Source organism: Vibrio ponticus, from assembly GCF_009938225.1.
Classification (GTDB): Bacteria; Pseudomonadota; Gammaproteobacteria; order Enterobacterales; family Vibrionaceae; genus Vibrio; species Vibrio ponticus.
This window is the reverse complement of the sequence record NZ_AP019657.1, coordinates 603,171-628,296: the sequence shown is the minus strand read 5'-3', so window position 1 is coordinate 628,296 and position 25,126 is coordinate 603,171. Positions and strand designations below refer to the sequence as shown.

23 protein-coding genes are annotated in these 25,126 nt (G+C 46.0%); 3 read left to right on the top strand and 20 right to left on the bottom strand.

Going from position 1 to position 25,126, the window contains the following annotated elements; genetic code table 11:
- The 16 genes from GZN30_RS02785 to sixA form a co-directional block, all read right to left on the bottom strand.
- Positions 1-753 carry a heme ABC transporter permease gene (locus GZN30_RS02785; RefSeq protein ID WP_075649807.1) on the bottom strand — a complete coding sequence of 251 codons (753 nt, stop codon included), beginning with the start codon at positions 751-753 and terminating at the stop codon, positions 1-3.
- A gap of 102 nt (positions 754-855) precedes the next feature.
- Positions 856-1,512, bottom strand: coding sequence for a heme exporter protein CcmB (gene ccmB / locus GZN30_RS02780; protein WP_123782961.1), 657 nt, complete (start codon positions 1,510-1,512; stop codon positions 856-858).
- 14 nt (positions 1,513-1,526) lie between these two features.
- Complete coding sequence (gene ccmA / locus GZN30_RS02775) at positions 1,527-2,147, bottom strand: cytochrome c biogenesis heme-transporting ATPase CcmA (protein WP_075649805.1); 621 nt, start codon at positions 2,145-2,147, stop codon at positions 1,527-1,529.
- 221 nt (positions 2,148-2,368) lie between these two features.
- On the bottom strand, positions 2,369-2,851 hold the full coding sequence (locus GZN30_RS02770; RefSeq protein WP_075649804.1) for a DUF2802 domain-containing protein: 483 nt from the start codon (positions 2,849-2,851) through the stop codon (positions 2,369-2,371).
- Positions 2,851-3,345 carry a chemotaxis protein CheW gene (locus GZN30_RS02765; protein WP_075649803.1) on the bottom strand — a complete coding sequence of 165 codons (495 nt, stop codon included), beginning with the start codon at positions 3,343-3,345 and terminating at the stop codon, positions 2,851-2,853. Before GZN30_RS02765 ends, GZN30_RS02770 begins: the two co-directional genes overlap by 1 nt.
- Before the next feature lie 35 nt (positions 3,346-3,380).
- Positions 3,381-4,412 carry a chemotaxis protein CheW gene (locus GZN30_RS02760; RefSeq protein WP_075649802.1) on the bottom strand — a complete coding sequence of 344 codons (1,032 nt, stop codon included), beginning with the start codon at positions 4,410-4,412 and terminating at the stop codon, positions 3,381-3,383.
- A complete protein-coding gene (locus GZN30_RS02755; protein ID WP_075649801.1) occupies positions 4,405-5,181 on the bottom strand; it encodes a ParA family protein in 777 nt (258 codons plus the stop codon). Before GZN30_RS02755 ends, GZN30_RS02760 begins: the two co-directional genes overlap by 8 nt.
- A gap of 10 nt (positions 5,182-5,191) precedes the next feature.
- Positions 5,192-6,334, bottom strand: coding sequence for a protein-glutamate methylesterase/protein-glutamine glutaminase (locus GZN30_RS02750; protein ID WP_075649800.1), 1,143 nt, complete (start codon positions 6,332-6,334; stop codon positions 5,192-5,194).
- 25 nt (positions 6,335-6,359) lie between these two features.
- Positions 6,360-8,558, bottom strand: coding sequence for a chemotaxis protein CheA (locus tag GZN30_RS02745; protein ID WP_075649799.1), 2,199 nt, complete (start codon positions 8,556-8,558; stop codon positions 6,360-6,362).
- A 9-nt stretch (positions 8,559-8,567) separates the two neighbouring features.
- On the bottom strand, positions 8,568-9,290 hold the full coding sequence (locus GZN30_RS02740) for a protein phosphatase CheZ (RefSeq protein ID WP_075649798.1): 723 nt from the start codon (positions 9,288-9,290) through the stop codon (positions 8,568-8,570).
- 45 nt (positions 9,291-9,335) lie between these two features.
- Positions 9,336-9,704, bottom strand: a complete 369-nt coding sequence (cheY, locus tag GZN30_RS02735) for a chemotaxis response regulator CheY (protein ID WP_075649797.1) — start codon at positions 9,702-9,704, stop codon at positions 9,336-9,338.
- A 45-nt stretch (positions 9,705-9,749) separates the two neighbouring features.
- Positions 9,750-10,484: an RNA polymerase sigma factor FliA gene (locus tag GZN30_RS02730; protein WP_075649796.1), complete on the bottom strand. Its 735-nt coding sequence runs from the start codon at positions 10,482-10,484 to the stop codon at positions 9,750-9,752.
- Positions 10,477-11,364 (bottom strand): MinD/ParA family protein, encoded by an 888-nt coding sequence (locus GZN30_RS02725; RefSeq protein ID WP_075649795.1) that lies wholly within the window; start codon positions 11,362-11,364, stop codon positions 10,477-10,479. Before GZN30_RS02725 ends, GZN30_RS02730 begins: the two co-directional genes overlap by 8 nt.
- A 9-nt stretch (positions 11,365-11,373) precedes the next feature.
- On the bottom strand, positions 11,374-12,855 hold the full coding sequence (flhF, locus tag GZN30_RS02720; protein WP_075649794.1) for a flagellar biosynthesis protein FlhF: 1,482 nt from the start codon (positions 12,853-12,855) through the stop codon (positions 11,374-11,376).
- A 32-nt stretch (positions 12,856-12,887) separates the two neighbouring features.
- Positions 12,888-14,984, bottom strand: a complete 2,097-nt coding sequence (gene flhA / locus GZN30_RS02715) for a flagellar biosynthesis protein FlhA (protein WP_075649793.1) — start codon at positions 14,982-14,984, stop codon at positions 12,888-12,890.
- 125 nt (positions 14,985-15,109) lie between these two features.
- Positions 15,110-15,574, bottom strand: a complete 465-nt coding sequence (gene sixA / locus GZN30_RS02710) for a phosphohistidine phosphatase SixA (protein WP_075649792.1) — start codon at positions 15,572-15,574, stop codon at positions 15,110-15,112.
- Positions 15,575-15,913: 339 nt separating this feature from the next.
- Here sixA and GZN30_RS02705 point away from each other — a divergent pair, with 339 nt between their 5' ends.
- Positions 15,914-18,688 (top strand): insulinase family protein, encoded by a 2,775-nt coding sequence (locus GZN30_RS02705; RefSeq protein ID WP_075649791.1) that lies wholly within the window; start codon positions 15,914-15,916, stop codon positions 18,686-18,688.
- A gap of 20 nt (positions 18,689-18,708) precedes the next feature.
- Here GZN30_RS02705 and GZN30_RS02700 read toward each other — a convergent pair whose 3' ends face one another.
- The gene (locus tag GZN30_RS02700; protein ID WP_075649790.1) at positions 18,709-19,302 is read right to left on the bottom strand and encodes a VOC family protein; all 594 of its coding nucleotides are present in this window, start codon (positions 19,300-19,302) and stop codon (positions 18,709-18,711) included.
- A gap of 237 nt (positions 19,303-19,539) precedes the next feature.
- Here GZN30_RS02700 and argS point away from each other — a divergent pair, with 237 nt between their 5' ends.
- A complete protein-coding gene (gene argS / locus GZN30_RS02695) occupies positions 19,540-21,273 on the top strand; it encodes an arginine--tRNA ligase (RefSeq protein ID WP_075649789.1) in 1,734 nt (577 codons plus the stop codon).
- A 551-nt stretch (positions 21,274-21,824) separates the two neighbouring features.
- On the top strand, positions 21,825-22,253 hold the full coding sequence (locus GZN30_RS02690) for an HIT family protein (protein ID WP_075652270.1): 429 nt from the start codon (positions 21,825-21,827) through the stop codon (positions 22,251-22,253).
- 81 nt (positions 22,254-22,334) lie between these two features.
- Here the strand turns inward: GZN30_RS02690 and GZN30_RS02685 are convergent, their stop codons facing one another.
- From GZN30_RS02685 to GZN30_RS02675, 3 genes are read right to left on the bottom strand one after another with little or no spacing between them, the layout of a single operon-like run.
- Entirely contained in the window at positions 22,335-22,565 is a 231-nt protein-coding gene (locus GZN30_RS02685; RefSeq protein WP_075652269.1) for a FeoC-like transcriptional regulator, read from the bottom strand.
- Positions 22,562-24,835, bottom strand: coding sequence for a Fe(2+) transporter permease subunit FeoB (gene feoB, locus GZN30_RS02680; RefSeq protein ID WP_075652268.1), 2,274 nt, complete (start codon positions 24,833-24,835; stop codon positions 22,562-22,564). The genes GZN30_RS02685 and feoB overlap by 4 nt, the downstream gene beginning before the upstream one ends.
- Entirely contained in the window at positions 24,835-25,062 is a 228-nt protein-coding gene (locus tag GZN30_RS02675; protein WP_075652267.1) for a FeoA family protein, read from the bottom strand. Before GZN30_RS02675 ends, feoB begins: the two co-directional genes overlap by 1 nt.
- Positions 25,063-25,126 lie beyond the last annotated feature (64 nt).

Below are 25,126 nucleotides of genomic sequence, written 5' to 3'. Positions count from 1 at the left end.
TTAATTACCTCTCTGAGTTAAACGAGCCGACATTTCTACCACCCATGGGCGGTGACTTTCTTTGCTTATAATTTCGTTACGTAGACGAACCAAGGTCAGTGCACCGAAGAAGAAAGCAAAACCGAAAATATTCAACAGCAGCGGCCAAAGCATATCGTTCGAGATAGAAGGCTTGTCGAACTTAGTGATGGTTGCGCCTTGGTGTAGCGTATTCCACCACTCAACTGAGAAGTGAATAATTGGTAGGTTAACCACACCAACGATAGCCAAAATACCCGCTGCTTTCGCTGCAGTTTTTTGATCGTCAAATGCGTGATAAAGCGCGATAACACCAAGGTAAAGGAAAAGGAGAATAAGCTCTGACGTTAAGCGAGCATCCCATACCCACCATGCGCCCCACATCGGCTTACCCCAAATTGCACCAGTTAGTAATGCAATAAAGGTAAACACTGCACCAATCGGTGCCATCGCCAGTGCCGCCATGTCTGATATGCGAATTTGCCAAACTAGACCAATAAAGGCCGCGATCGCCATCGACATATAGACACCCATCGACCAAATAGCAGAAGGTACGTGAATATAGATAATTCTGAAACTATCACCTTGTTGGTAATCAGAAGGTGCGAAAGCTAACCCCCACACAGTACCAATTGAAAGGCAGGCAAAGGCTAATATCGCAAACCATGGTAACAACTTACCGCATAGGCGATAGGCAGACTCAGGCTTTGCATAAGGATGGAGCCATTTCCACATTGTCGGTCTCACTCTTTACTTCATTTATTACCGAGTCGAGCTCGGTTTTTAGTAGCGTTGTAATTTATATACTGGGAAAATTTCGTGCTTGATCGAAAACAACTAATTAACACTTACTCGTAACGCAGCGCTAATTGCAAACGGGGTTAAGGTCAATGCTCCCATAAACATTGCGCCTAAAATTGCTAGCTGTCCGTTATACGCCATACCTAGTGAGGCGGCATCAATCGCCGAGGTAGCAAAAATCAAAATCGGTATGTAAAGCGGTAGGATCAATAAGCTTAATAGCACCCCACCCTTTTGTAATCCTACGGTTAATGCCACACCTATCGCACCGATAAAGCTCAGTGTCGGAGTACCCACTAACAAGGTCAAAACCACCGCTAGCCAAGTATTAAAGTCCAAAGAAAGCAATATCGCCAATAACGGACTGATAATAATCAACGGCAACCCCGTCAGTAGCCAATGGGCGATCACTTTTGACATCACCACCAATGGCAGTGGGATCGGCATCAACATCATCTGCTCAAGTGCACCGTCTTGATAATCATCACGGAACAGGCGCTCTAACGACAATAGAGCCGAGAGCAACGCCGCAACCCAAACAATCCCAGCCGCAATACGAGCTAACAAGTTTGGCTCAGGACCGATACTCAGAGGAAACAGCGTGATAACGATGATAAAAAACCAAAGTGGGTTAAAAATATCCGCTTGGCGACGATACGCAATCAACAATTCGCGTCGGATAATGTTATTCATAATGCCTAACACTCTTAACCACCTAGTTTAATTTTTCGTAGCTTCGGATTATCAGCAAACATGTCTTGGTGCGTGGTCAAGACAACGATACCACCCTGCTCTGCATGGTTTAAAAACAGCGCTTCTAATACTTTCACGCCTTGCTTATCGATCGCCGTTAATGGCTCATCCAAAATCCACAATTTATGTTTACTTAGCCACAAGCGCGCCAAAGCAACGCGACGCTGTTGACCTGCGGAAAGCTGTGCGACAGGGACATCTTCACGTCCAGCCAATCCAACTTGAAGCAATGCTTGATAAATGGTCTCTTTATCTGCTGGTTGATTGCTGTGTACCGAGATATAAAAACGTAGATTTTCATACGCTGTTAGCTCACGCTTTACGCCAGTTTGATGACCTAAAAACAGTAAATCATGATGATAGCTATCGCGGTTAGACTCAATATTTTCGTTGTTCCAAAATATTTCACCGGCGTCTCGGTCACCAAGCCCGGCAACGATACGCAAAAGCGTGGTCTTGCCCGTACCGTTTCGACCTTCAATTTGGACTAATTCACCACTGCCAATCGTAAAAGACAGGGATTCAAATAAAATTCTTTCGTCACGAATTGCTGTTAATTGTTTTACTTCTAGCATTGGCAACCACTGTAGAGATTTAAGCGCTTATATTACCACAGGCTATTTTCTACATCATAGTGAATGAGCTTTACGAATCACGAAACTAAGTAAGAAGTTATTAATATTTAATCATAGTTTGCATTATCTCACGCCCCGCGTTCACATTCAGAAATATGCACTCACAACAAAGCCTCTAGATAATAAAAAAGGATGCATATTGCATCCTTTGTTCAATTATTCTAATTTCTGCGCCGACGCTCAACATGTTGCTCTGGCATACCTTCAAGAGGTGGAATTTTTTCTCGACCCGCCAACTTGTTTTGCAAAGACATCATCAATTCTGCTTCCGCTTTTGGCAATTCACATTCTTGAATAAGTTCATTCAAATCAGCACCAAGCTGTACCATCTTGGTTGCGCGTGAATACAAACGCCCATCACCATCCGCTTGTTCAAGATCTTTGATGCGTTCAAGCAAATGTTGAATGATGTCCTCTTGCTCACTCACCCGTTGACCAAGTCCAACCACGACAGAACGAACCTCTAACAATTGCTTATTGGTTTTTTGCAATTCTCGATCAAGGTGACGATGTCGCTGCTGAGCTTGCTCAGCCGCTTTACGCTGTGCCACTCTCAGTCGCACTAGACCAATCAGCAACACAAGAACTAAAAAAGCAACCGCTCCTGCTAACACAGGAGCATTAAACATCACGCTGGTATCCATTATAGATGAGCCATCTCATCCCATTCTTCGTCAGAAAGCAGTTTGTTCAGATCAACTAGGATCAATAGTTTACCATCACGGTTGCTAACGCCTTGGATAAACTTCGCACTCTCATCAGTACCCACGCTTGGCGTAGTGTCGATTTCAGATGAGCGTAGGTAAACTACTTCAGCAACGCTATCAACTAGGATACCAATAACTTGGTGCTCAGACTCAATCACGATAATACGGGTATTATCAGTGATCTCACCTTCCATTAGACCGAAGCGTGAACGAGTATCAATCACGGTTACTACGTTGCCACGAAGGTTGATAATACCCAGTACATAATCAGGAGCCCCTGGTACAGGCGCAATTTCCGTATAACGAAGAACTTCACGAACTTGCATTACGTTAATGCCGTATGTTTCTTCTTCAAGTTGGAACGTCACCCACTGAAGTACTTCATCATTTGAATTTTCTTTTCTCACTTCAAGTTCGCTAGTTTGAGACATACCTTATCCTCTTTAAGCCTTTTTCGGGCACATATCTATTTGTCTAATGCTTTTACATCTAAACCCGCGTTTAGCATAGCAATCAATGCTTCTACGTGGATCAGAGCGCACATTTTTTCTTTAACCATACCAGCAAGCCAAGGTCGTTTGCCTGCCATTTCACGCCAGCGTACTTTCTCTGGGTCAAGCAGCTCGGTACCCATCAACTGAGTAGAAGCCAGTCCCCATTTACTCGCACCTAACATAACAATGTACTGGTATCGCTCTTTGTAACTGTCATCAACCAGCTTTTCTGCCATCACCCATTTCGCAGTATCAACGACATCAAGCTGCGCTTCACGGCTGGACTGTAAACCTAAATACCATTCTGGACGACCAATTAGGTGATTTAGCTCGGCTAAACGATGAATGCCACCTAGCTCATCCAATGGTACGGCAAACGTCACACCATTGACGTCGAAGTAGAGGACTTGGAAAGCTTGTTCTCTCTGAGTACTTTGCCAATCAGCAGCAAAACCGCCTCCTTGCTGAGTCTCTAACTCAACTTGAGGTTCGACTTCTACCGAGGGTTCACTAACCGATTCAATCGTCACGTCGACTTGTGGCTCTGCCTTCACTTCAAGCGGCATTTCCACTTCGGGCGTAACATATGGCTCAGGAACCCAATCCTGAATCTCTTCTTCAACAACTTGTGTTTGTGTCGCTTTAGCGATTTCTAGTGTGTTTTGCTCCATCACACTAGCAAGTTGTAACTCATCGACCGGATTGGAAGATTCAAGCTGCTTTAATAGGCGCTCAACGTCTTCCAAATTAGGGATTTCAATTTCAGCCGTAGTCGGATGATAAAATCCTTTGGTTTGTTCCGGTTGAACCATAGGCTCAAGCTGATAGTTGCTACCGGCAACATCTGGCTCTGGCTCTGGCTCTGGCTCTGGCTCTGGCTCTGCAGGTATTGTGTCATCAATACCTGGCTTAACAAGCGCTTGTAACTCATCATCTTCAAACAATAACGAGTTAAAGTAATCGTCCAGTGCTTGTTCACTCGAGAGTAAAGTGTCGTCACTCATCAAATGCCAGCCTCTCTAAATGCAATAGCAACTGTTTATAAGCAAAGACACCACGACTTCCAGACGCAAAATGCGATACCGGCAAATGCTTCAAGCTCGCGTCCCTAAATTTAGTATCAATAGGTACGGCAGATGACCACACTTGATCGGGGTAATCTCGTTTAAGCTGCTGCAAGGTCTGCAATGATGCACGAGTTCGCTTATCGTACATTGTTGGCACGATCGTGACTTTAAACGCTTTATTGCGCGACTTTTGCATAATAGCCAAAGTACGTACCATGCGCTCTAAACCTTTCATCGCCAAAAATTCAGTTTGAACTGGAATCAAGATGCGATTACTTGCGGCTAACGCATTCACCATCATCACACCCAAAATTGGCGGACAGTCGATTAATACGTAGTCATAATGATCTCTGATAGCCAACAGCGCACGCTTTAAAATCAAGCCCATTCCACTGCGGTTACCCATGACACGGTCAAGGGTCGCCAGTGACATATGTGCGGGAATAATATCAATTCCTTCAATGTCACTGCCCATAATCAAAGGCTTTACTGTGTTTTCGGTAAACTCTTTAATTTGAAATAGGTCAAACAGGCTAGATGGTACGTTATCCGAATCAAAACCTAAGTAAGTCGTCAACGAAGCATGCGGGTCTGTATCAACCAGCAGTACTTTTTTGCCTTGCTTGGCTAACAGCCCAGCAAGTGTAATGGTGGTCGTGGTTTTGCCCACACCACCTTTTTGGTTGGCGATACTCCAAACGATCATAGCCTTACCTCTACGCGAGACCTACTTCGACCAGCATACGTTCTGCAATACGCTCTAAAGGTAGATCTTCTGAAGAGATCCCCTCTTTAGCCACGGCTTGCGGCATACCGTAAACCACGCAGCTTTCTTCATCTTGTGCCCAAATGGTTGCACCGGCATTTTTCAGCATACGTGCACCTTCGCGACCATCAGCGCCCATACCAGTCAGCACCATAGACAAGACTTTATCGCCATAAATTTTTGCTGCACTACCAAAAGTCACATCAACGCATGGCTTGTAATTCATTCGATCGCCGCCATCAATAATGCGCAATTTCGCACTACCAGCACGACCATCAATCATCATTTGCTTACCGCCCGGCGCTAGGTAAGCCACACCCGCTTGCAGCACATCACCATCAGCAGCCTCTTTCACCTGGATCTTACACAGTGAGTTTAGACGGCTAGCAAAAGCTGCGGTAAACGTCGCAGGCATATGTTGGATCAACAGAATCGGATGCGGATAGTTCGCCGGCAGTTTAGTCAGAATCTTCTGTAGAGCAACCGGACCACCCGTTGAGGTACCGATCGCAGTCAACTGATATTTTTTACCACTGGCTTTAAAGCGCGCGGGGGTCGACGTTGGGCGACTCACCGGTGCTGCAGTGGTACGCGACTGCAGAGCACTGACTGCCGGACGAGAAAGACTTCTTTCCACTGGTGCCGCAGTCGTTGTTGTCATAGCGCGAGGTGTTAGCGGACGACGCATAAAGGTGCGGCGCGAAGCGATTTGTAAAACTCGCTGTTGCAACAACTGCACGGCTTCATCTCGGTTACGTGCTACATCTTCAAACTTCTTCGGTAAAAAGTCTAAAGCGCCCGCATCCAAAGCATCCAGTGTTGCTTTGGCACCGTCATGAGTCAGCGATGAAAACATCAAAATTGGGATCGGATTTGATGCCATGATTTCACGGACGGCTGTGATACCGTCCATGATTGGCATTTCAATATCCATGGTGATGACATCTGGCTTTATTTTAAGCGCTTTCTCAACCGCTTCTTTACCGTTCGTTGCGACGTCAATAACTTCTAATCGCGCATCTGAGTTAATGATTTCACTGACTCGACGGCGGAAAAAACTTGAATCGTCAACGACTAAAACTCTTATTGCCATGTTTGTCCTTTTTAATACTTAACGATTAAATACGCGATGCTGCTGCGTAACGTTTCAATAGATCTGGCACATCAAGAATCAAGGCAATATGACCATCACTGGTGATGGTGGCGCCAGCCATACCCGGCGTACCTTGTAGCAAGTTGTCTAGTGGTTTAATCACCACTTCTTCTTGTCCAATCAAAGTATCCACAACAAAACCAACTCGTTGGCTACCAAGCTGAACGATGACGACATGACCGTGCCCCTTGCGTTGCTCTACCGCGGCAGAACGTGGCGCAAGCCAGTTTTGCAAGTAGAACAATGGGATAGACTTGTCACGCACAATGATGGTCAATTGACCATCCACCACGTTGGTGCGGCTAAGATCTAAGTGGAAGATTTCGTTCACACTTGCTAGTGGCAGTGCGAATGGGTTACCACCGACGCCGACCATCAAGGTTGGTAGGATCGCTAGAGTCAGCGGTACTTTGATAGAAATCTGCGTACCTTTACCCATCTCCGAATCGATATCGATCGAGCCATTTAAGGTATTAATCGCAGTTTTTACTACGTCCATACCTACGCCACGACCAGAGATATCAGAAATCTTCTCTTTACTTGAGAAGCCCGGCATAAAGATCAGGTTAAAACACTCTTTATCGGTCAAACGAGACGCCGCATCCTCATCCATCATACCGCGCTTAACGGCGATACCGCGAAGCACATCAGGGTTCATACCGCCGCCATCATCAACGATAGCCAATTCGATATGGTCACCTTCTTGCGCCGCAGAGAGGATCACTTTACCAGTGCGAGGTTTACCCGCTTTAACGCGGTCTTCAGGCATTTCGATACCGTGGTCAACGGAGTTACGCACCAAGTGGATCAATGGATCCGCCAATGCCTCAACTAGGTTTTTGTCCAAATCGGTATCTTCACCACGCATTTCAAGCGTGATGTCTTTATTCAAGCTACGTGCAAGGTCACGTACTACGCGCGGGAATCGACCAAACACCTTTTTAATTGGCTGCATGCGGGTTTTCATAACCGCACCTTGCAGATCCGCAGTCACTACGTCGAGGTTAGCGACAGCCTTAGCCATCTCTTCGTCGTTGCTATTCAGTCCCAAGCTCAGTAGACGGTTACGCACCAATACGAGCTCTCCCACCATATTCATGATGATATCAAGCGTTGATGTATCCACACGTACTGTTGCTTCCGCTTTCTTCGCTGGCGCTGCCGCTTCTTTCTTAGCCGGCGCTTTTGCTTCCGCTTTAGGTGCTGAAACTGGCGCAACCGGCGCAGAAGCAACAACCTCAGCCACAGGGGCCGCTACGGGCGCCTCTACTGGTTGTTCAATGCTGTTTTGGTAAGCTGGCTTGGTCGCAAAATCAAGTTCTTCAACACTTGGTCCTTTGCCTTGACCATGTAGCTGATCAAGCAGTTTCTCAAACTCATCATCCGTCATCAGATCATCATCGAATGAATTCGATGACGCCGGTGCAGGTGGTGGAGTGACTGGCGCTGCAGGGGCTTCTTTACCCGGTCCTTTACCAATACCGTGCAATTCATCAAGCAGCTTTTCAAACTCATCATCAGTGATGTCGCCACTATCCGAAGCCGGTGCTACTGGTGCTGGTGCAACCGGTGCTGCAGGCGCTTTATTCGCACTTGGCGCGCCGCCGACACCATGCAGTTCATCGAGCAGTTTCTCAAACTCGTCTTGAGTAATCTCATCAATAGAGCCCGCATCAACTTGAGTCACTGGTTCAACAACCGGAGTCGGTTCGATTACTGGAGCTGCGACTACGACCTCAGGTTCAGTTGGAGCTACAACAACTTCTTCATCAGTGCCCGGCTTGCTCAAGCGATGAAGTTCATCAAGCAGTGATGGATCTGCCGCTTCAAGTGGCTCACGATCTTGCACAGCTTGGAACTGTTCGTTGACGGTATCCAATGCTTTTAGCATGGTATCCATTAGACTCGCGGTAACTTCACGCTGACCATTACGCAAAATATCGAACACGTTTTCTGCACCATGGCAGGTATCAACGAGTTCAGTCAGCGCCAAAAAGCCTGCGCCACCTTTAACAGTGTGGAACCCACGGAAGATAGCGTTGAGCAAATCCTTATCTTGCGGGTTATTCTCAAGTTCAACTAGCTGCTCTGACAGCAACTCAAGAATTTCACCTGCCTCAACTAAAAAATCCTGAAGAATATCTTCGTCTAATTCGTAGCTCATAAGTTACCTCTAAAACCCAAGACTTGAGAGTAAGTCATCGACTTCGTCTTGTGATGAAACCGCATCGCTCCTCTCTAGAGGATTGATAATTGGTCCCTCAGCTTCGGTTGATACTTTTTTCTTGTTATTGGATACTTCTTCATCCAACTGGTTTTGACCAAAAACTGTAAGAATATCAACGAGTCGCGTTTCAACTTCGTTAACCAACTCAATGACTCGACCTATGATTTGTCCAGTGAGGTCTTGGAAGCCCTGAGCCATCAAAATATCGGTTAACAAACTACGCAGTTCGCTGCTGTTGCCTTCTATTTGACCTAAAAGGTTATCGATACGGTGACAAAGCGACTTAAACTCAGCTAAATCGATCTTGCCGTGCATAAGCTGGTTCCACTGCGGTCGTACTTGCAGTAGACCATCGTGAAGACTATCGGCGATTGGCATGCAGCGATCGACGGCATCCATCGTTTTATTCGCTGCCATTTCAGTATTTTCAATAACGTATTGAAGGCGATCCCTAGCATCAGGGATTTCGTCATTGGCTAATTGAGAAAATCGCTCATCGATATGAAATTGCTTAATAGCTTCATGCAGATCGCGAGTGAGCTCACCTATTTCTTGCAACATTGGCTCACTAGGTGCGCTGTGGATACTTTTTACTAAGTCATCAGCTTGCTGCTGTTCACCGTTCTCCAAAAGCGTAACGAGTTGTCTAGCTTGTTCTAATGAAATCATTCCTATTCGGCCTTTTTGCCCAAATCTATACAGTCAAATATTTGACTATAAACGCTCAAAGATTTTGTCTAGTTTTTCTTTTAGCGTTGCTGCCGTGAATGGCTTAACGATGTAGCCATTAACACCAGCTTGAGCGGCTTCGATGATCTGTTCACGTTTAGCTTCTGCTGTGATCATTAGAACCGGAAGATGCTTCAACTCTTGATCCGCACGGATATGCTTAAGTAGGTCGATGCCTTGCATACCTGGCATATTCCAATCTGTAACAACAAAATCGAAATCGCCCTTCTTGAGCATAGGCAATGCTGTTAAACCGTCATCCGCTTCTTGGGTGTTATTAAAACCCAAATCACGAAGTAGGTTTTTAACGATACGGCGCATTGTTGAGAAGTCATCAACAATCAAGATTTTCATGTTTTTATTCAAAATTGCCTCCACTGAGTATGATTTCAGTGATTTCTAGTCATTGTTTGTCCAGGCACTTAACTTAGTGCGCAGACGCTGCATTGATTGGCTCAGTATTTGGCTAACTCGTGATTCGCTAACCCCAATTACTTCACCGATTTCTTTTAGGTTTAGCTCTTCATCGTAATAAAGAGATAACACCAAAGCTTCTCTCTCCGGCAGAGATTTGATTGATTCTACCAAAGCTTTCCTAAAACTTTCATCCGCAACACCTTGAAAAGGTGTATTTTCTTCTTCCATTTCCTCGGAAGAGAGTGCGTCTTCTGAGACGCCAAGGTCTTCAATCCCGACCAAACGAGAACAATTGATGTCGGTTAATACCGTATGATACTGCTCTAGTGACATCCCCATATGGTTTGCCACTTCCGCATCACTAGGATCTCGATTTAGTTGACCTTCTAAAACAGCAATAGCCTGATTAATATCACGGCTATGTTTGTGTACCGAGCGTGGTACCCAGTCTCCACGACGAATGTCATCTAGCATAGCGCCACGAATCCGTATTCCAGCATAGGTCTCAAAACTCGCCCCTTTGCTGCCATCGTAGTTCTTTTGCGCTTCTAGAAGCCCAATCATTCCCGCTTGGATAAGATCTTCAACCTGTACACTTGGGGGCAATCTGCCCAGCAAGTGATGAGCAATACGCTTTACCAGCACCGAGTACTTTTCAAGAAAGACTCGTTGGCTGTTGTGTTTGCCGTATTGGTCATAGGTCAACGCCTTATTCACCAAATGGTTCCTCTAATGGTTGTGGTCGGTTAAGCAAACGCTCAACAAAAAACTCTAAATGCCCGCTTGGCGTTTTCGGAATAGGCCAAGTTAACGCTTTATTGGCCAGTGAGCCAATCGCTAAAGCAGCCGGAGAGCGTGGGAACGCATCAACAACAATCTTTTGTTTTTTAACTGCTTGACGAACTTTATCATCTAATGGAATGCAAGCGACGAGCTCGAGGCTCACATTCAAGAATCTCTCTGTGACTAAGGTCAACTTTGCGAACAATTCTCGCCCTTCACGATAGCTACGCACCATATTGGCAACGATCTTAAAGCGTTGCACCTGATGCTCTTTGCTCAGTAGCTTGATGAGTGCATAAGCGTCGGTAATCGAGGTTGGTTCATCACACACGACAACCACGACATCTTGTGCTGCACGTGAAAAACTGATCACCATGTCGGAGATACCCGCCGCGGTATCAATCAGCAGTACATCCATCTCATCTTCAAGGCTACCAAAGGCACGTATTAACCCAACGTGTTGTGCATGGGTTAGCTCGGTCATCGACTGAGTACCCGATGTCGCTGGAATAATCTTAATCCCAAACGGACCTTCAACAATCGCGTCTTTAAGGTCACATTCACCGGCTAAGACATGACCTAGGTTACGCTTTGGACGAATGCCAAGCATGACATCGACATTAGCCAAACCTAAGTCAGCATCCAGAACCATCACTTTCTTGCCTTGGCGAGCCATACAAATCGCAAGCCCTAAAGTGACATTTGATTTACCCACACCGCCTTTACCGCCAGTTACCGAGATAACCTTAGTCAGTGATGGTTGAGTTAAGCGGCGCAATCCGCTAGCTTGATCTTGTATCATATTCTCTGTCATCATCGCCGCCTAGAACCTCTCTACTTCACTATTCCAATAGTGCGGTTCATCATCCGCCGACTTCTCAAGTAAATCATTTGCTTTAGCAACCATATACTTAGGTTGAGCAATCACGATATCTTCTGGTACGCGTTGTCCGTTCGCGATATAAGCAACTGGCAGAGCATTCTGCACCACCACGCTTACAAATTCACCCAAGCTTAATGACTCATCAAGCTTGGTCATAATGCATCCAGAGAGTGGGATTCGTTTAAAGTGATCGATGGTCTCTTGCAATACCTTGCGCTGTGCCGTTGCCGGTAAAACAAGGTAGCTATGGATCATCTCACCACTTTCTTGCATTAAGGTGTCCAATTGCTCTGATAAACGAACGTCTCGTTGTCCCATACCCGCGGTATCAACTAACACAAGACGGCGATGACGCAATTGGTATATTACATCGGCTAACTCTTTGGAATCTTTAGCCACTTTTACCGGACAACCCATGATTCGACCATAAATTGCCAATTGTTCATGCGCACCGATACGATAAGTGTCGGTCGTCACCAGTGCGACATTGTCTGAGCCGTACTCCATTGCAGCACGCGCTGCAAGTTTGGCGACTGTGGTCGTTTTGCCTACGCCCGTTGGACCAAGCAAAGCAACAATGCCACCACGTTTTAAAATATCTTGCTTTGAAATAGGGATTTGATCAGCCACCAATCCAAGCAGCGCTTTCCAAGCTTTCTTCGGCGGCGTATCTTCCGGGATATAACACGCCAACTGATCAGCCAGTTCAAGTGATACTCCCATACGTTCCAAACGCTTGATAAGCATGGCGCGTAGCGGTTCACGACGCTCTACTTCTTGCCACATCAAACCCGAAACTTGATGTTCAAGTAAGCGACGAATCGACATCATCTCTTCACGCATGTCACTCAGTTCTTCATTCGAGACTGATGGTTCACGTGAACTTGAACCGCGTTCGTAACGAGTGGGATCAAGCTGAGGTTTTGGACGATCTAATCGACGGTCCTCAGCAATCAATCTCGCGAGAGGTGAGTCCTCTTGTACTCTAACTTCGCTGCCTTGCATGCGATGTGAGGACTGACGCTTTAATAGTGCGCTCAAAGAGTCTTCGGCTGGCGCATCGTCTGTATCATCATGACCAGGGCGATTGTTGCTGTACTGCTTCAACATGCTGGCAAAACGCTTAGTCATCGAGCGCCCCGCTTCAGCACTATTGTTTAGGCTGACTCGGTCTTCATCCAACGCTCGTGCGTTGGTGCGTGCTTCTAAATTCGGCGAGACTTGTGTCGTTGTAGTTCGTGGGCGTGAGCTATAGCCACTCTCTACGCGTGCTGGGGATGTATCGCCATCCACCGCCGCTACAATTTCGACACCACCAGCGACTTTTTTGTTTGACATGATCACAGCATCAGAACCAAGCTCTTCCTTCACTTGAAGTAGAGCGGTTCGCATGTCTTTTGCAAAAAATCGTTTAATTTTCAAAGTTGATATCCGTTATTGATTAGTAACAGAAACTAGTTACCTACCGCTTGTACGATGCGAATCTGTTTCTCATCAGGGATCTCTTGGTATGAGAGAACACGTAGCGTAGGAATTGTATTCTTAACAAATTTCGCCAGAGTAGAGCGAAGTACACCTGAGGTTAGCAATACTGCCGCCTCACCTTTTAACTCTTGCTCTTGGGTCGCTTGGCTGAGCGACATTTGCAGACGTTCTGCTAGACCAGGTTCAATACCTGCCGACTCCCCTCCTGAAGCCTGCATTGTTTGATGCAAGATTTGTTCCAACTCAGGAATAAGGGTAATAACAGGTAACTCTGGCTCTATACCATTGATTTCTTGAACAATTAAGCGCTTAAGCGAGATACGAACCGCAGCGGTTAAGATGTCAGGTTCTTGACTCTTCGATGAATATTCGGACAAGGTTTGTACGATTGTGCGTATGTCTCGAATTGGCACGGCTTCGTTAAGCAAATTCTGCAGCACTTTCACTACCACGCCAAGCTGTAGCTGATCCGGCACAAAGCTCTCCACCAGCTTAGGTGCGCTGCGCCCAAGCATTTCGAGTAAGTTCTGCACTTCTTCATGCCCAATCAATTGAGAGGCATTATTGGTAAGTAACTGGCTTAAATGGGTCGCCAGTACCGTAGACGAATCCACCACGGTATAACCCAATGCTTGCGCGTGTTCACGCTGATCTTCGCGGATCCACACCGCCTCTAAGCCAAAGGCTGGGTCTATGGTTGGTTCACCATCAATCATGCCATATACCTGACCAGGGTTAATCGCCAATTCTTGATCTGGGCGGATCTCTGCTTCACCTACCGCCACCCCCATTAAGGTAATACGGTAGCTATTCGGAGTTAATTCGAGGTTATCGCGAATATGAACGGCTGGAATAAGGAAACCAAAATCTTGCGATAGCTTCTTACGTACACCTTTAACGCGCTCAAGCAGTTCACCACCTTGGTCTCGGTCCACAAGCGGGATCAATCGGTAGCCGACTTCTAGACCGATAATATCGACAGGTTGAACATCGTCCCAAGAAAGCTCTTTAGGCGTGCTAGGCTCGGCTGAAGTGGTTGCCGGGAGGTTAGTTTTTTCTTCCTGCTTGAGTTTTTGCTTACGCGTCATCCAGTAAGCGCCCGCACCTGCCATTGCTGCTAACAACAAGAAAGCAAAATGCGGCATACCCGGAACAATACCCATAACAAACAAGATGATAGCTGTGATCATCAGCGCTTTAGGGTTGTCAAACAGCTGGAAAACAACTTGCTGCCCCATGTCTTCATCGGTGTTCTGACGAGTCACCATGATCGCCGCGCCGATAGACAATAGTAGCGACGGAATCTGCGCAACTAGACCGTCACCGATGGTCAGCAAGGTGTAGATTTGCATCGCTTCAGCAAAGCCCAAGCCATACTGCGCCATACCAATCGATAGACCACCGATGATGTTGATAAATAGGATCAGGATACCGGCGATCGCATCGCCTTTTACGAATTTTGAAGCACCGTCCATCGAACCATAGAAGTCCGCTTCTTTGGTCACTTCTTGACGGCGAGTACGCGCTTGCTCTTGGTCGATGAGCCCTGAGTTCAAATCCGCATCAATCGCCATCTGCTTACCCGGTAAAGCATCCAAGGTAAAGCGTGCACTTACTTCCGAAATACGACCCGCACCTTTGGTTACTACCATAAAGTTGATGATCATAAGGATTAAGAAGACCACGAAACCCACTGCGTAGTTACCGCCAATCACTACGTTACCAAACGCTTCAATGACGTTACCTGCTGCGCCCGGTCCTTCATGACCGTATAACAAAACCACACGAGTAGAGGCGACGTTCAGCGCCAAACGCAAAAGCGTTGCAATAAGCAGTACGGTAGGGAAAGCAGCAAAATCGAGAGGTCGACGTGTATAAACCGTTACCAATAACACCACCATCGAAAGGGCGATGTTAAAGGTAAAGAATAAGTCGAGCAGCAAAGCTGGTATCGGAAGCACGACCATTGCCAAGGTCGCCAAAACCATAACAGGTGCGCCAATTGCTGGCATGGCTCGCTTAGATAACGGCGGCAATTTATCCGAAAACGGTAGAGTAAACTTCATAAATCCGAGGCTAAAACAACGTAATTATCTTTTATCACAGAGAGTTAGCCATTTATGCAAGGATTAGTCCACAAAAAAGTCAAATAGTTGTCACTTTAACGCTAAAAAGACACTTTGCGAGGCGTTTAAGGTTTTAGGTGCCATAAGAGTTCACCACGTTGCTGGTTAGTATCGTAGTCGATACATACCATACCGGACGTAGGAAACATCGGTGGAGCAATATCCTTCACGAGATCAGCGGTTAAGTAACCTACAAGTGGCAGGTGTGATACCAGCAAAACCGAATCAAGCTGCTCTAACTCGATGATCGCATTGAGATACTCAACCACGGTTTCTGAGTCGCCATACGGCGTAATATCTTCACACAGCTGAAGATCTTTGGCAGAAAAAATGCCTTCCAGCTCCTGCCAAGTTTGTTGTGCGCGTTTGTATGGGCTCACCAATACTTTGTCAAACTCAGCAATACCTTCTTGTTTACAAAGTTGAGCGACATCTCTTGAAGCACTGCGACCAAACTTAGTGAGTGCACGATCGGCGTCTGTCTGAGCAAAAGTTTCTGCTTCACCATGACGCATAATCACGATTTTCATAATATTTCCTGTCGGTGAGCACTTCGCTGGTCTCACTCTATTCTGGGCTTAATTCATATACCCAATAGACCTCAATTAGGATCGTTTTTTAATACAACCAAATAGTAAGGTCGCTTGGGTATAGCAAAATTAATTATATCAAGTAACTTGCCAAAGACTCAGACATTCTTAACAATCTTAAAGGATAACCAAGTGTTTTTGTTTCAATTTGTGGCGAACTATTAGGCTACAATTACTAAAAAATTCCAGCATTTTAAGTAAATACATCAATAATAGTTGTTTGCAGTGCCACTAAACGCGGTCATACTTAAATACACTCTCAAGGTTTGGAGAAATACTGTGCATGTAAGCCCAAATGATACCCATCAATATCGCTACTTAACGCTTGAAAATGATTTAAGGGTGCTGTTAATTCATGATCAAGATGCACAGAAATCTGCCGCCGCACTCGCGGTCAATGTCGGTCACTTCGATGATCCGAACGAGCGTCAAGGCATGGCGCACTACCTTGAGCACATGTTATTTCTCGGCACTGAAAAGTACCCAAAAGTGGGCGACTTTCAGAGTTACATCAGCCAACACGGTGGGTCTAACAATGCTTGGACAGGTACCGAACATACCTGCTTCTTCTTTGATGTAGATCCCAACGCATTTAGTAATGGCTTAGATCGCTTCAGCCAATTTTTTACTGCGCCACTTTTCAATGCCGAAGCTCTCGACAAAGAGCGTCAAGCCGTTGACTCTGAGTACAAAATGAAGCTCAACGATGACTCTCGCCGCTTGTATCAAGTGCACAAAGAAGTGATCAATCCTAACCACCCTTTCGCTAAGTTCTCCGTGGGTAATCTTGAAACTCTTGGCGATCGCGATGGGCAATCTATTCGCGATGAAATCGTCGATTTCCACACTCAGCAGTATTCCGCTGATTTAATGACGTTAGTTTTGATTGGTCAGCACTCGCTCGATGAGATGCAAACGTGGGCAAATGAGAAGTTCGCCAATATCAAAAACAACCATCTGAATGGTAAAAGCATCAGCGAGCCGTTCACCGATATCCGCTCTACCGGAATATGGGTCGATGTGGAGCCGGTGAAAGAGATCCGCAAATTGATCATGGCATTTCCGATGCCAAGCACAGGTGAGTACTACCACACCAAGCCACTCTCTTACTTTGCGCACTTGCTGGGTTATGAGGGCGAAAACAGCTTAATGCTCGAACTTAAAGAGGCAGGGTGGATCACCTCACTGTCTGCTGGCGGCGGCGTCAGTGGCAGTAACTATCGTGAATTTAATATCAGCTGCACACTGACCCAAGAAGGTCTCTCACATGTCGATGAGATCATCCAAGCGGTGTTTAACTATATTGCTATCATCAAAGCGCGTGGTTTTGATGAATGGCGCTATTTAGAGAAAAAAGCCGTCTTAGAATCCGCGTTTCGTTTTCAAGAGCCGACCCGTCCTATGGATATGGCGAGTCACTTAGTGGTGAACATGCAGCACTATGAAAGCGAAGACATTATCTATGGCGATTTTAAAATGGCGCAATATCAAGCCGATATCCTGCGCGACCTCGCCCGTTATTTCACCACTGACAATCTGCGCGTAACGCAAATCGTGAAAGGGCTGACTTACGATGAGCGAGCGAAGTGGTACGACACGCCTTATTCAGTAAAACTGATTAGCCCTGAACAAAAAGAGTTCTACCAGCAACCATCGGCGATCAAAGCTGAATTACCAGAGCGTAATCCGTTTATTTGTTACGATTTAACGCCCAAAGCGCTACAAAGTAATGATGAGACTCCAAGTGTGATCTCGGATTTACCGGGCTTTAAATTATGGCACCTGCAAGACAGCGAATTTAGAGTTCCTAAAGGCGTCATCTATGTCGCCATCGATAGCCCCCATGCGGTTGCCAATCCTATCAATATTGTTAAGACTCGCCTCTGCGTTGAGATGTTTCTTGATGCGCTCGCTAAGGAAACCTATCAAGCAGAAATCGCTGGTATGGGGTACAACTTGTACGCCCATCAAGGTGGTGTCACTTTAGCGGTATCAGGTTTCACTGAGAAGCAACCTGAGCTGATGAAGATGATTTTAGAGCGTTTTGCGAAACGAGAATTTAGTGAAAAACGCTTTAACACGATCAAAACTCAGCTATTAAGAAATTGGCGTAATTCCTCTCAAGATCGTCCAATTTCGCAGCTTTTCAATGCAATGACTGGCATTTTACAGCCAAACAACCCACCCTATCCGGTGCTCGTTGAGGCGCTCGAAAGTATTGAAGTCGACTCACTTGCCAGCTTTGTCCAAGCGATTCTTGCTGAGTTGCATGTGGAGATGTTTGTCTATGGTGACTGGACAAAAGATGATGCATTGGCTTTAGGCGAAACCTTAAAATCCGCGCTGCGCGTACAAGATCAGCAATATGAAGAGGCGCTACGTCCACTGGTGATGTTAGGGGAAAATGGCACTTTCCAAAGAGAAGTCGACTGCAATCAAGAAGATTCTGCGATTGTGGTCTATTACCAATGTGACGACAATTCGGCAAAAAACATTGCGCTCTACTCGTTAGCCAATCACCTAATGTCGGCAACCTTCTTCCATGAAATTCGCACTAAACAGCAACTGGGTTACATGGTGGGAACTGGCAATATGCCACTGAATAAACACCCTGGCATTGTGTTGTATGTGCAATCACCCAATGCTGCACCAATTGACTTAATCAGCTCCATCGATGAGTTTCTTAATGCGTTTTACATGGTGTTGCTTGAATTAAATGAATACCAATGGCACAGCAGTAAACGTGGGCTCTGGAATCAAATCTCAACCCCTGATACCACGCTGCGCGGAAGAGCTCAACGACTGTGGGTGGCGATTGGCAACAAGGATGAGCAATTCGATCAACGCCAACGGGTGCTCGCTGAACTGAAAAAGTTAACCCGCAGTGACATGATCCGTTTTGTCGTGAATGAATTAAAACCACGCACCGCCAACCGTTTGATCATGCATACCCAAGGCAACGCTCACCAAGACGCTGAGCCATTAAGCCTTGGGTTAGAAATCGGTTCAATTGAAGAGTTTCAACTGCGACCGAAGGATATTGAACTCGGCTAACTGTTGTTAAAGCGATTGGGTTAAAGCGATTGCTCTGAGGCAACAATCGCTTTAAGTGTATGGGGGTGAAGCTTAATGCACACTCCCTGATGCTTAAACGCTACAGTTGGGTTATTCAGGCGTTCACCTTCACCTTTCGGGCTAGATAGTTTTACTTTGATGCCCATTTCCGCCAAATTATCCCATTGCTCTGCCAATGCAGGGAAACGCTGCTTGAGTTCGTCAGCAAACTCGTCCGCTGTTTGCGCTTGAGAAGGGATAACAAACTCAACATGCTCCCAACTCTGCTCTGGGTAGATTTTACCTTCCGCCGGATAAGGCAATTCCAGACATTCGATTTGCCAATTTAGCGCCGCTAATGGTTGGTGAAAGGCTAAAACAATGATTGGGCGCCCATTAATTTGCGCATTAGAGATTTCAACGCCTTCTTTTAGCCATGCTTGATGCGCTTGCTCAGCAAGTTCCTGCTCATTAATGCGCAATGCAATGTGATCCGCTTGAAACTCGGCTAAATCGATTTGCAACTTTTCACTTAAACTCTGAATTTTAAGCATAAATTCTGGCAGTTTTTGTTTTAGTTGCTCTGGTAATAGTTCAGCACTTGCTAGCGACATGATGCTTTTTCCTTAAGTAAAAGGTTACTTTTTTCCTAATAGTAACAAGATCATCAAGAAAAGTAGAAAAATACTCAAATTACTCCCTATATGCGGTTTAAGAAAATTGGTATCATGTGCGCCAATTTGTGAACTCGATTTGGTTTGCCGCTATTTTGAACGGCGCCGATACGTTAAGTATCCATTTTCGCCACAATCGGCAAACCCCAATATTTCCTAGATTTGAAGGAAGCGCGTGTGAATATCCAAGCACTTATTAATGAAAAAGTTTCTCAGGCTCTAGAAGCCGCTGGCGCACCTGCAGGCAGCCCTGCAGCCGTTCGTCAATCAGCAAAACCTCAGTTCGGTGACTACCAAGCTAACGGCGTAATGGGCGTGGCTAAACAACTAGGTACGAACCCTCGCGAGTTTGCGCAGAAAGTATTGGATGTTCTCGATCTAGACGGTATCGCAAGCAAAACTGAAATTGCAGGTCCTGGCTTTATCAATATCTTCCTAAGTGAAGAGTTCCTAGCAAAACAAGCGGATCTTGCGCTTGCTGACGCTCGTCTAGGTGTTGCAGCTGAAGAAGCGCAAACTATTGTTGCTGACTACTCTGCACCAAACGTAGCAAAAGAAATGCACGTAGGTCACCTACGTTCAACCATCATCGGTGATGCTGTAGTACGCACGCTTGAATTCCTAGGTCACAAAGTGATTCGTGCCAACCACATCGGTGACTGGGGTACTCAGTTCGGTATGCTGATCGCAAACCTAGAGCGTGTACAACAAGAGTCTGGCGAAGTTTCTATGGAACTGGCTGACCTTGAAGGTTTCTACCGTGAATCGAAAAAGCTGTACGACGAAGACGAAGAATTTGCAGTAAAAGCACGTGGCTACGTAGTTAAGCTGCAAGGCGGTGACCAGTTCTGCGCAGAAATGTGGAAGAAGCTGGTTGACGTAACCATGATTCAAAACCAACGCAACTACGATCGCCTAAACGTATCACTTACTCGTGATGACGTAATGGGTGAAAGTATGTACAACGATATGCTACCTAAGATCGTTGCAGACCTTAAAGCACAAGGTTTAGCGGTTGAAGATGACGGTGCGCAAGTTGTGTTCCTTGACGAGTACAAGAACAAAGACGGCGAACCTATGGGTGTTATCGTGCAAAAACGCGATGGTGGCTTCCTATATACCACGACTGACATTGCATGTGCAAAATACCGTTACGAGCAACTAGGTGCGGATCGCGTTCTGTACTTCATCGACTCTCGTCAACACCAGCACCTAATGCAAGCTTGGACTATCGTTCGTAAAGCGGGTTACGTGCCAGAATCAGTCTCTCTTGAGCACCACGCGTTCGGCATGATGCTAGGTAAAGATGGTAAGCCATTCAAGACTCGTGCGGGCGGTACTGTTCGTCTAGCTGATCTTCTTGATGAAGCAGAAGTTCGTGCAGCACAGCTGATCGAATCTAAGAACCCTGACCTAGCAGAAGACGAGAAGAAAGCGATCGCTAACACGGTTGCAATGGCGGCAGTTAAATATGCTGACCTATCTAAACACCGTACTACTGACTACGTGTTCGACTGGGATAACATGCTTGCATTCGAAGGTAACACAGCACCTTACATGCAATACGCATACACTCGTGTAGCTTCTATTTTCGCTAAAGCTGGCGTATCAATGGATGAGTTACAAGGTGAAATTAAGATCACTGACGAGAAAGAGAAAGCACTGATCGCTAAACTCATGCAGTTTGAAGAAGCAGTACAGTCTGTTGCTCGCGAAGGTCAACCACACATCATGTGTAGCTACCTATTCGAACTCGCTGGTCAATTCTCTAGCTTCTACGAAGCATGCCCTATCCTTGTGGCAGAAGACGAAGCAGTGAAACAAAGCCGTCTAAAACTTGCAGCGCTAACCGCGAAGACTATCAAGCAAGGTCTATCGCTACTAGGTATCGAAACTCTAGAGCGTATGTAAAAGCCGAAGCGGGAGCGCAAAGCTTCTTTGAAGCTTAGCTTCGAGATGCGGGAACGCTTCGCTACGAGAGAAAAGAGAACCGACGTGAGAACGTCGGTTTTTTTCGTTTTAAGAGGTGGGAACGTTCAGCTAAAGCTGAACTTACGGAATACGGAATACGGAATACGGAATACGGAATACGGAATACGGAATACGGAATACGGAATACTTATCTAAAGATAAGCTCACGGCAAGAGCAAAAACGTCCAACACCGTCTAAGTATCCCTCTGTCCGTAGCGTAGCCTTCGGCTGCGCGTTCCCGAACCCCACATCCGTAGTGAGACTGCAGGTCGAACGTTCCCGTGCCCGTAGCGCAGCCCTCGGCTGTGCGTTCCCAAATCCCGCATCCATAGTGAGACCGCAGGTCGAACGTTCCCGCATCCGTAGCGAAGCCCTCGGCTGAGCATTCCCAAACCTCGCATCCGTAGCGAACCACATCCGTAACCAAGCGTTGCTGCGCGTTCGATTCCGCTACGTTATAATCACCAAAACTCCCCAACCGGAAACAATAATGAGCTTTGAACTGCATCCTCAATTGGCTAAAGACACCACGGTACTTGGTCACTTTCCTTTAACGGTGGCGCTACTGCACAAAGACAATGCGGTGCCTTGGGTCATTTTGGTCCCTAAGCGCGCGAATCTAAAAGAGCTACACCACTTGCCAATGCAAGAACAGCAACAGTTCCTACTTGAATCTCAAGCGGTGAGCCAAGCGCTGGAAGCGACGTTCCAACCCGATAAATTAAACCTTGGCGCACTGGGTAATATGGTGCCACAACTGCATATTCATCATATTGCTCGCTTCAAAGATGATGTTGCTTGGCCTGGTCCTGTTTGGGGCAATACCAAAGGCGAATTTCGTAGTGAAGAAGAGCAGCAAGCAATCGCCACTCGCATTGGTAATGTGCTTGGGTTAAGTAGCCTTTTTACTAAAGCTTAATAAATGTAGTACGCGACACTACGCCCAATATGCAAAAAGCCACTTCAAATGAAGTGGCTTTAATTTAAAACGGCAATTGCTTTACATGGTCACTGTCAGTGACAAGGCATTAGCTTGATTGGCTGAATATCGAACTCGCGTTACTTTGTCAGCTTTATTGGTATCAATCATGCGCGAAATCACGCCTTTCTTCACCCATACTGACAGCATCGCATCAATACCATCTTCACTTAGAGCAAACTGCTTCGCCAATTCCTGACGAGATGCACTGCCCTGTGCGTCAATGTATTGTTTCAGTTCAGCTAAAATCATGCCATTTGCACCTCTAAAGTTTGTTGTTTCTTACCCGCAGCTTTTAGCGCTCGGTAAACCAAAGCAGCCACAACTAGAATACCGGCAATCCACGCACTGCTGGTCGCTGGGTGATCAGCAAAGTGTGTTGCTTGGTAATACAATGCCGCACTACCGTAAGCTAAACCCATGGTCCATACCGCGATGAAACGCGCGTATTTTTGACCAAATTCACGAACATAAGCGCCCATTGCTGCGACACATGGCGTGTAAAGCAAGATAAAGATCAAGTAGGCAAATGCTGCGTTACTCGATGCAAAATAGCCTTTCAAGTTACCGAAGATAGTGGCATCTACTTCTTGCTCTTCTGCAACCGCCGAGCTGTCGGTCAAATCACCCACTTCGACACCAAGAGGATCTGAGTAATTTAGACCCGCCAAGTTATCAGGAATGGTCATTACGGCTTCTTCCAAGCTTGCCATTAGGTCGTATTCGCCACCGTCTTCACCTTCACTCGGCGCATATAGACTGTTTAGCGTACCAACAACCGCTTCTTTCGCAAAAATACCGGTGATAATACCAACCGTTGCTGGCCAGTTATCTTCCTGTACGCCAATAGGAGCAAAGACTGGCGTTACGATTTGTGATGCTTTAGATAGTACTGAGTTTTCTGAGTCTTCGTTGCCAAAGCTACCATCCATACCTAGTGAGTTGAAGAAGCTAAGAATCGTCACAACAACGACAATAGTTTTACCTGCACCAAGCACGAAACGCTTAAGCTTTTGCCATGTTTTGATCATCACATTCTGCATGGTTGGCAGTTCGTAATCCGGCATTTCCATTACTAAGCTATCGCTTGAGCCTGGGTAAAGTGTGTGCTTAAGCACTAAACCAGTAAAGACTGCAGCGAAAATACCTAATAGGTACAGCGCAAATACCACATTTTGACCACTTTCAGGGAAGAATGCCGCAGCAAACAAGGCATAAACAGGAAGGCGAGCACCACATGACATAAACGGAGCCATAGAAGCGGCCAGTTTACGCTCACGTTCTTGGTCTAAAGTACGCGTCGCCATGATTGATGGCACATTACAACCAAAACCAAGTACCAATGGTACAAACGCTTTACCCGGCAAACCAATCTTTTGCATCACTTTATCAAGCACGAACGCAGCACGCGACATGTAACCAGAACTTTCCAATACCGCTAGGAACAAGTACAGGCCAGCAATTACAGGAATAAACGTCGCAACCGTTTGGATACCGCCACCTACACCATCAGCGATAAGCGTTACAAGCCATACTGGTAAATGACCATCTAATAAGTAGTGACCACCATCAACCAATAGCGCACCAACACCGATGTCAAAGAAATCAATGAATGCACCACCGATATTAATCGCAAACATAAACATCAAGTACATCACAACGAAAAAGAACGGTACACCGACCCACTTATTCAAGATGACGTTATCAACTTTTTCGGTAAAGCTACGGCTCAGCTTACCTTCACTTCGGCGTACTTTTTTGCACTGTTCATGAAGGAATGTGTACTTAGTATCAGCAACATGTAAATCGACGTCGACATCCAGGGTAATTCGCTGTTGATTAACCAGTTCACGCTGCTCTGATTTCAATGAATTGATTACCAGCACATCTTGTTCTAACGCGCGAATCGCTAATGCGCGTGGCGCTGATTCTTGACCAACAAACATTGGCTCTAACGAATCTAACGTTGCTTCAAACTCCGCACTGTACTCTAGCTTCATTGCATCAAGTGTTACGCCCTGAACCACTACTTTATGCAGTAGTTCTTTGAATTCATGGATCTGCGCTTTGTTATTAGCCGAAATTGCAATAACTGGACAACCTAGGATTTTTTCTAGAGCTTTCGCATCGATGACTTGTCGCTCACGCTTCAGTGCGTCCATCTTATTCAGTACAACCACCATTGGACGACCAAGTTCGCGCAATTGTAGTGTCATGTATAAGCTACGCTCCAAGCAAGTCGCATCTACCACGTTAATGATAAGATCCGCTGGATGAGTTAGAACGGCACGTGAAGCAATCGACTCATCAATACTATTGCTATCGTTACCACTATCTAAAGCATAAATACCAGGAAGGTCGGTTAATAAGAATTCATCGCCAGAGTGTGTGTATCGACCTGTTTTTTTCTCAACGGTTACGCCAGCCCAGTTACCAACTTGCTGTTTTGCCCCCGTTAAACCATTGAACAACGTTGTTTTACCACTATTCGGATTACCAACTGTTAGAATTTGGTACTGCATTATTTAACCTCTACCAAGATTGCGTCAGCAATGTTTGTGCGTACAGCAATAGAAACGCCACGCACTTCTACTTGCAGTGGATCGCCCATCGGAGCAAAACGAATCAATTTGATTGGTGTATTAGGCAGTAACCCCATCACCATCAACTTTTTCCGCACATCATTTGATAAATCAGCAAAGCCCGTAATGGTTGCTTGTTGACCTTGTTGTAGTTTTGTCAGTTGCATCACTTTTCCAGTTTGGTAATCGCAGTTAATAATGAGAGTAATTACTATTAACTTCTATATCAGC